Source organism: Streptomyces sp. NPDC001508 (assembly GCF_040298665.1).
In the GTDB taxonomy this organism is placed as follows: domain Bacteria; phylum Actinomycetota; class Actinomycetes; order Streptomycetales; family Streptomycetaceae; genus Streptomyces.
In genome coordinates this window covers 25,724-37,804 of sequence record NZ_JBEPAP010000081.1, presented here as the reverse complement: position 1 = coordinate 37,804, position 12,081 = coordinate 25,724, and the positions used below count along the sequence as shown (strand labels likewise).

The following is a 12,081-nucleotide window of genomic DNA, read 5'->3' as shown; positions in this document are numbered from 1 at the left end:
TTCGCTCGGCCCATGTGATCCCAGCGTCGGCATTCTTCCGCTTTGCCGTCTATGCCATGCCGGGACGGTGCCGAGTCGTGCTCCCGCGGTGCGCCGACGGTGCGCCAGAGGCAAAAAAGGAAGCGGCGTCTGACACGTGTTCGGGCTGGTCAGACGCCGTCGTGCGGGATGTGCCCGGAACCGGACTTGAACCGGTACGCCCGCGAGGGGCAGCGAGGTTTAAGCTCGCCGTGTCTGCATTCCACCATCCGGGCAGGCCGTGGCTCCGCTTACGAGGTCCCGAGCCTATCGGGATACCTCCCCCGAACAGCGGACGAGCGGACCGATGTTGTCTTATTTTATTGATGTCTGAGTGAGCATCAGCAAGGGGTACGGCCCATCCGCACTTGCCAATAGCGTGACGGCCGGTGGGCACGCGCGTACGCGGAATGACGGAATTTCACCGCCCCAACCAGGGCGCCCCACCCGTTCGCGGCACGGCTCCGCCCACCCGTTCCCACACGGCGCCGCCCCATCCCTCGGCGACAGCCTTCCGGTGCCGCTCCCTCGTCGGCGACAGCCCTCCCGGCGCCACTCCCCCATCGGCGACAGCCCTCCCGCACTCCGGCACGGCGCCGCTCCACCCCCCGTCGCCGGGCGGCCCTCCTGCTTTCGGGCCGCCCCGCCGTCATCCCCAGGTATGACGCGGCCGCCTTCTCTCCGACCGAAGTCGCCCCCCGGAACCGGAACAGCGGCTGACTCCCGGGGCGCGGACGACCAGGACGATGGAGACAGTCCGAGCCAGACCGAGCCAGTCCCGAGCCAGTGCCCGAGCCAGACAGAGCCAGTCCCGAGCCAGACCGAGCCAGTTCGAGCCAGTTCAAAGACGGTCCCCACGAACGTCGTCGTCCCGACAGGAGAGCCCTCCCGTGACCACCACACCCATCGCCGCCGACCGGACGGCCACCGTGGCCGCACGCGCCGCGGAGCTGTCCAAGATCTACGGGCAGGGCGAGACCCAGGTGGTCGCCCTGGACCGGGTCTCCGTCGACTTCCGGCAGGCCGAGTTCACGGCGATCATGGGGCCGTCGGGCTCCGGCAAGTCCACGCTGATGCACTGCGTCGCGGGTCTGGACACCTTCTCCTCCGGCTCCGTGCGGATCGGCGACACCGAACTGGGTTCCCTGAAGGACAAGCAACTCACCAAGTTGCGCCGGGACAAGATCGGGTTCATCTTCCAGGCGTTCAACCTGCTGCCGACCCTGACGGCGCTGGAGAACATCACGCTGCCGATGGACATCGCGGGCCGCAAGCCGGACAAGCCGTGGCTGGACACGGTGATCCAGATGGTGGGCCTGTCGGACCGGCTCGGCCACCGGCCCTCCCAGCTCTCCGGCGGCCAGCAGCAGCGCGTCGCCGTCGCCCGCGCGCTCGCCGCCAAGCCGGAGATCATCTTCGGTGACGAGCCGACCGGGAACCTCGACTCGCGTTCCGGCGCCGAGGTGCTGGGCTTCCTGCGCAACTCGGTGCGCGAACTGGGGCAGACCGTGGTGATGGTCACCCACGACCCGGTGGCGGCGGCCTACGCCGACCGGGTGGTGTTCCTCGCGGACGGACGCATCGTCGACGAGATGTACGGGCCGACCGCGGACTCGGTGCTGGACCGGATGAAGCGGTTCGACGCCAAGGGCCGCACCAGCTGACCCCCGCCCCCACCACGGACTGAAGAGAACACCATGTTCCGCACTGCCTTGCGCAACGTATTCGCGCACAAGGCCCGGCTCCTCATGACCGTACTCGCCGTGATGCTCGGCGTGGCCTTCGTGTCGGGGACCCTGGTCTTCACCAACACCATCACCGACGCCTACCAGAACAGCTCCGCCAAGGGCTTCGACGGTGTCGACGTCGCCGTCTCGGCCAAGTACCAGGATGGCAAGGGCGACAAGCCCGGCGACTACCCCGACCTGGAGCAGGCGCTGCTCGACAAGAGCGCCCGGGTCCCGGGCGCCGCCTCGGCCGTCGGTGTCGTCAGCGGCTTCACCGCCATGGCCGACAAGGACGGCAAGCTGATCGGCAACGGCTGGCAGACCAAGGGCGGCAACTACTGGGGCACCGACGACAGCCGCTACCCGCTGACCAGCGGCCACGCCCCGCGCGGCGCGAACGAGGTCCTCATCGACGCCAAGACCGCCGAGCGCGCCGGCTACAAGGTCGGTGACACCGTCCGCCTGTCGATCGACGGGCCGGTGCTGAGCCCGAAGATCGTCGGCGTGTTCACCACCGACGACGGCAATGTCGCCGCGGGCGGCAGCCTCGCCCTGTTCGACACCGCGACCGCGCAGAAGCTGTTCGGCAAGACCGGCGGCTACGACGAGATCGATGTGCGGGCGAAGCCGGGCACCAGCCAGGCCGCGCTCAAGTCCCAGCTGGACCAGGCCCTGCCGAAGGACCTCACGGAGACCAGCACCGGGCAGTCCCTCGCCGACGAGCAGGCCCGGCAGATCGCCAACAGCATGAGCGGCATGCGCCAGGGCCTGCTGGTCTTCGCCGGGATCGCGCTGTTCGTGGGCACCTTCATCATCGCCAACACCTTCACCATGCTGGTCGCCCAGCGCACCAAGGAACTGGCGCTGATGCGGGCGGTCGGCGCCTCCCGCCGCCAGGTCACCCGGTCGGTGCTGATCGAGGCGTTCGTGGTCGGCACGGTGGCCGGCGTCACCGGTCTGGCCGTCGGTGTCGGCATCGGGGCCGGACTGCGCGCCCTGCTCGGCTCGTTCGGGCAGACCATCCCCGACGGTCCGCTGGTCGTCACGCCGGGCACGGTCATGGCCGCCCTCGCGGTCGGCGTCGTCATCACCATGCTGGCGGCGTGGCTGCCGGGCCGCCGGGCCGCGAAGATCCCCCCGGTCGCCGCGATGAGCAGCCTGCACGCGCAGGCCACCACCAAGTCGCTGGTGCTGCGCAACACCCTCGGCGCGCTGTTCGCGGGGGCCGGCGTCGCCGTCGTCCTGTCCGCGACCACCATGAAGGGCACCGACGGTCAGGCGCCGATGGGCCTGGGCGCCGTCCTGCTGATCATCGGCGTGTTCATCCTGACCCCGCTGCTGTCCCGCCCGCTGATCGCGGCGGCGGCTCCGGTGCTGCGCATGTTCGGGGTGTCGGGCAAGCTGGCCCGGCAGAACGCGGTCCGCAACCCGCGCCGCACCGCCGCCACGGCCTCCGCGCTGATGATCGGCCTGACCCTGATCACCGGCATGACGGTGATGGCGGGCAGCCTCCAGACCGGGATCAACAAGATGGCCAGCTCGGCGCTGCGCGCGGACTACGTGGTGCAGATGGCCAACGGCAACGACCTGTCCCCGGACGTCGACCGCAAGCTCGCCGCCCTGGACGACGTGTCCGCGTCCAGCCCGATGCGCGACACGCTGGCCCGGATCGACGGCGAGTCGGAGTACCTGACCGGCGTCAACGGCTCGGCGATCGGCAAGCTGACCGATCTCAAGGTCGAGGAGGGCGCGTTCACGGTGTCCGGCTCGAAGGTCGTGGTCGACGACAGCACCGCCGAGTCCCGCGGCTGGAAGGCCGGCACACAGTTCACCGCGCGCTTCGAGGGCGGCAGGAACGAGCGGCTGACGGTGGCAGGCGTCTACGAGGGCAACGAGTTGTTCCGGGGCGTCATGGTCGACACCGCGGCCCTGCCGAAACTGTCCGACGCCCGTGACATGCGGGTCATGGTCAAGATGGCCGGCGGCGCCTCCGACGCGGCCAAGGACAAGCTGGAGAAGGCCCTCGACTCCAACCCGGGGATCCAGGTACAGAGCAAGAAGGACCTGTCCGACTCCATCGCGCAGATCTTCACGCTGCTGCTGAACATGCTCTACGGCCTGCTCGGCATGGCGGTGCTCGTCGCCGTCCTCGGTGTCATCAACACCCTGGCCATGTCGGTGTTCGAGCGGTCCCAGGAGATCGGCATGCTGCGCGCGATCGGCCTGAACCGCGGGTCCGTCAAGCGGATGGTACGGCTGGAGTCCCTGGTCATCTCCCTGTTCGGGGGCGTCCTCGGTATCGGCCTCGGTGTGTTCTTCGGCTGGGCCGCCGGCCGGCTCGCCGGTTCGAGCATGCCGACCTACGAACTGGTCCTGCCCTGGGGCCGGATCGCGATCTTCCTGCTGCTGTCCGCGGTGGTCGGCGTGCTGGCCGCGCTGTGGCCGGCCCGGCGGGCGGCACGGCTGAACATGCTGACCGCGATCAAGTCGGAGTAGCCGCCGCGCCGGATGGCCCCGCCGTGGACACCGCGGGCCCATCCGGGACCTGAGCGACGACGGCCTGTACGACCCCGTCGGGGGTGGTACAGGCCGTCGCCGTGTTCAGGAAGCAGGGGGTTCGTGCCGTCGCGCGGGGCGGAACGGGCGCAGGCCCCGGAGGAGACCCCACGGGTGGCACCCTGTCCCACCCCGCGGACGCGGACGTGCCGTCAGTTCCAGGTGCGGGCGCGCAACGGCAGCCCGGACTCCCCCGAATCCGGAGTACGCACGGCCAGAACCTGATTGACACCGATGCGGTTGCGTTCAAAGGCCAGCGCGGACGCCGCCATGTACAGGCGCCACACACGGGCGCGGCCGGGCCCGGCGAGGCGCACCGCGCGGGTCCAGTCGGCCTCCAGGCGGGCCACCCAGCGGCGCAGGGTGAGCGCGTAGTGCTCGCGGATCGACTCCACGTCCCGGACTTCGAAACCGGCCCGCTCCAGCAGCGACACGGTGCTGCCGAGCGGGGCCAGCTCCCCGTCGGGGAAGACGTAGGAGTCGATGAACGAATCGACGTGGTACGCCGATTCGTCCCGCAGCGGACGGCGGGCGATCTGGTGGTTCAGGAGCCGTCCGCCGGGCCTGAGCAGGCCGAACAGATCGGTCGCGTACTCCAGGTACCGCTCGGCGCCGACATGCTCGGCCATGCCGATGGAGGAGATCGCGTCGTAGGGGCCGTCGGCGACGTCCCGGTAGTCCTGCACCCGGATCTCCACCCGGTTCGCCAGTCCCTCTTCGGCGACCCGCTTACGGGCGTAGGCGGCCTGTTCCTGGGAGAGGGTGACACCGACGACGTGGGCGCCGTGCTCGCGGGCGGCGTGGATCGCCATCGAGCCCCAGCCGCAGCCGACGTCGAGGAGCCGCTGTCCGGGAGTCAGACCGAGCTTGCGGCAGACCAGTTCGAGCTTGTCGCGCTGGGCGGACTCCAGGGTGCCGGCCTCCTCCCAGTAGGCGCAGGAGTACACCATGGACGGGCCGAGGACGATCTCGTAGAAGTCGTTGCCGACGTCGTAGTGGTGGCTGATGGCCCGCTTGTCGCTCTTCTTGGTGTGCCTGGTGTGCAGGCGCCGGGGCCTGCGGACCTCCTCGCGCGGCGGGGCCGGCGGGATCGGCGGCCCCGCAAGCCGCAGCAGCTCACGGGCGGCGGCCCGCACCCCGGGGTCGCGCAACGCCTGGGCGAGGCTGCGGGTGTTGCCCTCCCCGCGGTCCCACACCAGCGGGGACATCAGCGCCAGTGCCGTGTACAGGTCGCCGTCGACACCCAGGTCGCCCGCGACCCAGGCCCGGGCCAGGCCCAGTTCGCCCGGCTTGAACAGCAGCCGGCGCAGGGCCCGCCGGCTGCGGAAGACCAGGACGGGCGCACCCGGCGGACCGGCCTGCGAACCGTCCCAGGCGCGGACACCCACCGGGAGTGGGGTTCCCAGCAACTGCTCGGCAAGACTCGTCAGCCGCGACGCGGCGTCGGCCATGATGCACACCTCCGGGAGGGAAATCGTGTGTGAAGGAATGGGCCACGAATTCGGTCACCTCAGGCAACGACCGTGCCGGTCGACGTCATTCCCCGGACTCCGTCACCGCCGTCACCATGCCCGTACCGTCACACAGCCGCCATACCGACGCCGCCGTTCGTCCACAGGACACCCGATAGGCGCATCGGGCCGGGCCAAGACGTGCGGGGCCGGGCCCGCGACACACCGGCCCGGGCGGTCGTTTGAGAAGCGCCCCGCGAGGGTGTATGACACCATCCCTCCATGAATTCCGAAGCGCCGGCGGGGGAAGTCGCCCTCGACGCCAGGCCCTGGCTCCCCGACCTCAACGACACGCCGATCGACGACCTGCCCTCCCTCGATCACCCGACACTGCGGCCGGCCGTCACCGCGCTGCTGCACGACGTCCAACGCCCCCTCAGCTCCGTGGCAGGCAGCCAGGGAAGCTGAACCGGACGTGGCACCAAGACACCACCGGCTGTCCCCGACCTGCTCCACGGCGCTGAGTTCGGCCGGGGACAGCGCACCGGCGGCCGCGGAACTGCTGGCGGCCGAGTACAGCAGACGGCTGCTGCTGTTGCGGATCCTGCTGGAGCGGGGCGGCCCGGCCGCCGACGCCGCCGGCCGGCTGCCGGCCGCCGGGTCGGCCTGGGACCTGCTGGCCCGGGCCCAGCGCGCGGACCCCGACCGGGTACGGCGGGTGATCCTCGACCCGCAGACCGGGATCTGGGTCGCCGACGCCCTGCGCGCGCTGCCCGCGACCGGACCCCGGCCGGCCGGGGTGACCGCGGCCGGACGCGCCCCGTACTGGGCCGAGTTCGGCGGTCTGCACCGGCTGGCCGCCGCGGCGGCCGGCCTCGCGGGCCTCACCTTCCGCGCCGAGGTACCCGTCGAGGACGGCACCGTCCTGCTGCCCGGCCTGGGCCGCGCGGACGTGCCCCACGGCGACACGGCCGAGGTGCGCGGCGGGCCGGGCGGGCTGCGGATCGGGGACGTCCGCGTGCCCCGGGACCCCGCGGCGTCCGCGCCCGGCTGGTCGGGGCTGCGCCGGCTGCGCGCGGAATGCGACGGACACCTGCTGGACGTCGCGCTGGACGACCTGGGGCGGCCCCCGGTCGGCGGGCACGCGCAGCGCCCCACGCGGCTGACCGACGCCGAGTACGAGGGCTGGCGGCGCCGCACCCGGCAGGCGTGGGCGATCCTCGTGCGGGACCGCCCGGACAGCGCGGCGGCCCTGTCGACGGGCCTGCTGTCGCTGGTTCCGCTGCCGCAGGGGAGCGGCTGCGCCCGCGCAGCGCCTCTGTAGGTCAACGCCTGGTGGTAGTCGCCCAGTTCACGGATGTCGACGATCAGCCCCAGCCAGGTCACCAGGCTCACCGCGTGGTCGACGCCGAACATCCGCACCTTGTGGTTCCAGGTCTCCTCGTCCAGCCGCCGGGCCCGCTCGAACAGCCCGGCCAGGCGCAGGCTCACCCCCACGTTGTGGGCGGCGCGCAGGGTCTCGGGGTCGTCCTCGCCGTTGATCCGCAGATACCGTTCGTGGACCGACTCCGACAGCTCAAGCGCGGTACCGAACTCCCCCTGCACCCGGTAGTCGATGGCGACGTTGCCGAGGGCGTCCAGGGTGTCCTGGTGATCCTCGCCGACGGTACGCCGATAGGCCTCCAGCACCTCGGTGTTCAGCCGCGCCGCGTCCTGGTAGCGGCCGCGCGAGAAGTTCAGCACGCTCAGCCACTTGGCCACGCCGAGCGACTGCACGTCGTCGGCCCCGAAGCGTTCCTTCCAGATGCCGTACGCCCGGCCGGCCAGGTCGCTGCCCGTCTCGTAGTCGCCCCACCGGCAAAGATACTTGACCTCGTTGATGATGAGCGCGCGCACCCAGGGGTCCTCCGAGTGCAGCGCGTCGGAGGCCATGACATGCGGGGTCAGCTCGCCGTAGCGGTCCCACTCGCCGGCGTTCTCCGGATCCTCCGGGTCGTTGGCGACCAGCAGTTGGTGGGCGCCGCGCCGCATCCGCTCCTGTTCCTCGTCGGTCATCCGGGCCTGCAGGGCCATCTGCACCAGCCGGTGCATCTGGACGGAGTTGGCACGGTGGTCCATACGGGCCAGCGAGTAACGGCCGATCTCCCGGATGGCCTGGGCCTGTTTGATCGGGTCGCGCAGCGCCGTGTCCAGCTCCGGGGCGATGGAACGGTCCCGCAGCCGGTTGAACAGCCGCCGCGGGATCGGTTCCGGAGCGCAGAAGGAGCACACCTGGAGCAGTTGCAGGGCCGCCGGATTCTTGGCCTCCAACTGGTCGAGGGAGACGTTCCAGACGGCGATCACCGGGGCGTTGTAGTCCGGTGACTCGGTCTCGTCGAGGAGTTCGATCCGTTTCTCGTCGAACAGCCGCAGGTACTCGTCCGCCGTCATCCCCGTCTCGGCGAGCCAGGCGGCGGCCTGCTCCACCGCGAGCGGCAGGTCGCCGAGGGCGTCGGCGAGCCGGTCGGCCTCGGCGCCGGTGAGTTCGGGGCCGCGGCGGCGCAGCAGCTGCACGCTCTCCGTGCGCGCGAACACGTCGACCTCCAGGGGGCGGGCGACGTGCGACCACTGCGGGTTGCGGGAGGTGACGAGGATGTTGCCGGTGCCGCCGGCCGGGAAGTAGCCGCGTACGCTCTCCGGGCTCTCCGCGTTGTCGAAGACCAGCAGCCAGTCCTCGTACGGCTCGCCGCGGCGCAGCGCCTCCCCAGGACGGCGGGTACGGCCGTGCCCGCCTCGCCGCTGGTCCTCAGGCCGAGGCGCACCGCCAGTTCGGCCAGGGACCGCTGGATCTGGGTGCTGCGCTCGGCGGGGATCCACCAGATGACGTCGTACTCGCCGAGCCTGCGGTACAGGTACTCGACGACGAGCGCGGATTTCCCCACGCCGCCCATGCCGTGCAGGGCGTTGGGCAGCACGGCGGTGGCGCGCTCCCGTTGCAGCCGGCGGTGGAGGTTCTCCAGGAGGTCCTCACGGCCGATGAAGTTGGCGTTCTGCGGCGGGACGTTGCCCCACACCACCGGGGTGCTGCCCGACCGCGTACCGCTGCGCGGCCGGCTGGCCTCGACCATCTCCTGGCCCCTTTCCTGAATGTCCCGAGCTTGCGGAGTTCGCTGAGTTCGCTGAGCTTCCCGGCGTTCCCGGGTGTCCGGTGTGCCGTGCTGAGCGATGACGCCCGGGCCCGATGCCCGGGCCCGCTGGGTGACCGGCCCCGCGGCCGGTGTCCGGGCCGGTGACGCCGGCAGGGGTGCCGAGGGCACCGGCGCGTGCTCGGCCAGCGCCTGGCCGATCCGCCGGGCCGGTTCCAGGCTGGGGCCCGACAGGGCGCCCAGGACGGCCTTCTGCGCGGTCAGCCACGGCACGCTGTCCGTGCCGACCGGGACGCGCAGCGGCGCCGAGGGATCGTCGATCAGCCGGGGCAGGTCCCACAGCGGGCGGGAGCGCGGCCCCAGCGCCGCTGTGGCCGTCCGTACCAGGCGCCGCAGGTCCTCCTGCCGGACATGGGCCAGCAGTTCCTCGCGTACGCCGGGCTCGAAGTCGAAGCGCACCCGCTGGGCGCCGGTGGCCCGGTGCGGTGCCGCGACCGGCCGCAGCAGGCCGTAGGCGAGCAGTTGGGCCAGGGCGTGCGGTTCCGCGGCGGCCGGGCACAGCCGCCGCACCCGGTGGATCAGCGGCCCGGTCAGCGGTACGGCGGCGAGCAGCACGCCCAGCGCGGCGGCCGTCAGCCGCACCCGGCGCACCGCGCGGCCCGGGGTGGTCACCAGCCGTCCGTGCTCGTCGGGGGACTGCAGCCAGTACGACACGGTGTACCAGTCGGTGGTCAGCGGGTCGGGGGCGATGCCGATGAGCAGATAGTCGACGGCGGACCGGGGCAGGGCGGCCGGTGCCCGGCGGGCCCAGCGGTCCTTGTCGAGCCGGTCGGCCAGCTCCGGACCGCCGAGGTCCAGGACGCTGTGCCGGGTCAGCTTGGGCAGGTCGCGCCGGGTGCGGGGGCCGCGGTCGCGGGCCACCCGGTCCAGCAGCACGGTCCAGGGCGGCACCCCGCCGGGCCGTGCGGCCTGCCCGACGAGGTACAGGAACAGGTCCCATACGCTCGTGCAGTGGTCCGGGGGCCGGGTCGTCCGAGCGTCGGTGGCGGCGCGCAGCAGCTCTGCGAGGTCGTCCTCGGGGCGGCCGTTCAACTCCAGCCTGAGCCAGGTCCAGTGGGGCACGAACCGGCCGAGGGTGCTCGCGGCGGTCCACTCGTCGGCCGCGCGGTGCAGGGCCAGGGCCGGCGGGCCGTCCTGGTCGAGGTCCTGGAGGACCCTCGCGAGGCCGGGCAGCAGACAGGGTTCCCCGTCGCGGGTGCAGGCCCGGGTCAGGGCGCGGCACCACATGCGCCAGTCCGGCAGGTCGCCGAGGGCGAAGGGTCGTCCGATCTCGTCGGCCAACTCGTCCTGGAGCAGGGCGCGGAAGGAGTCGTAGGGCATCGACGGGAGGCTCTGCAGGGCGTCGACGACCTCGCCGCGTACCCTGCGCTGGATGGCCGGCAGGGTGTCGCCGTCCGTGTCCCGGGCCCGCTCGTGGGTCCCGTCCGGCCCCTCGGTCACGTGCCGCCCCCTCCCCCGACCCCCCGTTGGGCCGCGCGCCGCACGCCATGAGCGTAGCCAATCCACGACGCGTGGGTGTACGGCTTGTTTCCGCCGGTTCCCCGGTTCGCCGGTTCAACCGCCGAACCGGCGCTGCGCGGCCCGCATGCCGAAGGGGCCGCCCGCACCACGGATGGCGGGCGGCCCCTTCGGGCGGCTGGACCAAGCCCCGGTCAGGAGGCCTTGGCCTTCGCCTCGGTCTTGTCGGCCGAGGCCGCGGCGGCGACCGGCGCGGGCTTGGCGGCCTCGTAGAACTCCTCGCGGGGGTTCTCCATGGCGCCGAGGGAGACGACCTCGCGCTTGAGGAACATGCTGAGGGTCCAGTCGGCGAAGATGCGGATCTTGCGGTTCCAGGTCGGCATGGCCAGACCGTGGTAGCCACGGTGCATGTACCAGGCGAGCCGGCCCTTGAGCTTGATCTTCATCTTGCCGACGACGATCATCGCGACGCCCTTGTGGAGGCCGAGGCCGGCCACCGCGCCCTTGTTGGCGTGCGCGTACTCCTGCTGCGGGAAGCCCCGCATGCCGGAGATGACGTTGTCGCCGAGCACCTTGGCCTGGCGCAGCGCGTGCTGGGCGTTGGGCGGGCACCAGGCGTTCGGGTTGCCTGCCTTGCGGCCGATCAGGTCGGGCACCTGGGCGTTGTCGCCGGCGGCCCAGATGTAGTCGGTGCCCTGCACCTGGAGGGTGGGCGCGGTGTCCACGTGGCCGCGCGGGCCGAGGGGCAGGCCGTAGCGGGCCAGGGCCGGGTTCGGCTTGACGCCGGCGGTCCACACGACGGTGTTGGAGTCGACCTCCAGGCCGTTCTTGAGCACCACGTGGCCGTCGACGCAGGAGTCCATGGAGGTGGAGAGGTAGATCTCCACGCCCCGGCTCTCCAGGTGCTCTTTGCCGTACTGGCCGAGCTTGGGGCCGACCTCGGGGAGGATCTTGTCGGCGGCGTCGACGAGGATGAACCGCATGTCCTCGCGGGAGACGTTGGTGTAGTACTTGGCCGCGTCCCGGGCCATGTCCTCGACCTCGCCGATGGTCTCCGCGCCCGCGAAGCCGCCGCCGACGAAGACGAAGGTGAGCGCCTTGCGGCGGATGTCCTCGTCGGTCGTGGAGTCGGCCTTGTCGAGCTGTTCGAGGACGTGGTTGCGCAGGCCGATGGACTCCTCGATGCCCTTCATGCCGATGCCCTGTTCGGCGAGGCCGGGGATCGGGAAGGTGCGGGAGACCGCGCCGAGCGCGATCACCAGGTAGTCGAAGGGCAGCTCGTACGCCTCGCCGACCAGCGGGGCGACGGTGGCGACCTTGCGGTCCTGGTCGATGGTGGTGACCCGGCCGGTGAGGACCTCCGCCTTCGGCAGCACGCGTCGCAGGGGGACGACGACATGGCGAGGGGAGATGCTGCCGGCGGCGGCTTCGGGAAGGAAGGGCTGGTAGGTCATGTACGACCGGGGGTCGACGACCGTGACGGTCGCCTCGCCGTAGCGCATCTTCTTGAGGATGCGCCGAGCCGCGTACAGGCCTACGTACCCACCGCCTACTACGAGGATCCTGGGACGCTCCGTGGTGCTCATGGCATCGAGTATCCACCCGGCCCCGGGGGGTGGCTCGTGCGCCCCTTCACAAGCTTCGGCGGCCCCTGTGCTACACTACGCGGCCCGCGTGATCAAGGTC

General features: G+C 71.7%; 5 protein-coding genes, 1 tRNA gene and 1 pseudogene. 2 read left to right on the top strand and 5 right to left on the bottom strand.

From position 1 onward, the window contains the following. Nucleotides 1-171: 171 nt before the first annotated feature. Nucleotides 172-254: transfer RNA gene (locus tag ABT245_RS41120), tRNA-Leu, on the bottom strand. Nucleotides 255-908: 654 nt separating this feature from the next. Between ABT245_RS41120 and ABT245_RS41115 the strand changes: the two genes are divergently transcribed. After that, the gene (locus tag ABT245_RS41115) at nt 909-1,682 is read left to right on the top strand and encodes an ABC transporter ATP-binding protein (protein ID WP_351744807.1); all 774 of its coding nucleotides are present in this window, start codon (nt 909-911) and stop codon (nt 1,680-1,682) included. A gap of 33 nt (nt 1,683-1,715) precedes the next feature. Then, nucleotides 1,716-4,241 carry an ABC transporter permease gene (locus tag ABT245_RS41110; RefSeq protein ID WP_351744804.1) on the top strand — a complete coding sequence of 842 codons (2,526 nt, stop codon included), beginning with the start codon at nt 1,716-1,718 and terminating at the stop codon, nt 4,239-4,241. Nucleotides 4,242-4,453: 212 nt separating this feature from the next. Here ABT245_RS41110 and ABT245_RS41105 read toward each other — a convergent pair whose 3' ends face one another. The 4 genes and pseudogenes from ABT245_RS41105 to ABT245_RS41090 form a co-directional block, all read right to left on the bottom strand. Next, complete coding sequence (locus ABT245_RS41105; RefSeq protein ID WP_351744801.1) at nt 4,454-5,752, bottom strand: class I SAM-dependent methyltransferase; 1,299 nt, start codon at nt 5,750-5,752, stop codon at nt 4,454-4,456. Between the two features lie 111 nt (nt 5,753-5,863). Then, nucleotides 5,864-8,608, bottom strand: a complete 2,745-nt coding sequence (gene fxsT, locus ABT245_RS41100; protein ID WP_351744799.1) for an FxSxx-COOH system tetratricopeptide repeat protein — start codon at nt 8,606-8,608, stop codon at nt 5,864-5,866. Nucleotides 8,609-9,735: 1,127 nt separating this feature from the next. Further along, a pseudogene (locus ABT245_RS41095) lies at nt 9,736-10,377 on the bottom strand (effector-associated domain 2-containing protein); the annotation flags it as partial. Between the two features lie 212 nt (nt 10,378-10,589). Next, complete coding sequence (locus ABT245_RS41090) at nt 10,590-11,981, bottom strand: NAD(P)/FAD-dependent oxidoreductase (protein ID WP_351744796.1); 1,392 nt, start codon at nt 11,979-11,981, stop codon at nt 10,590-10,592. Nucleotides 11,982-12,081 lie beyond the last annotated feature (100 nt).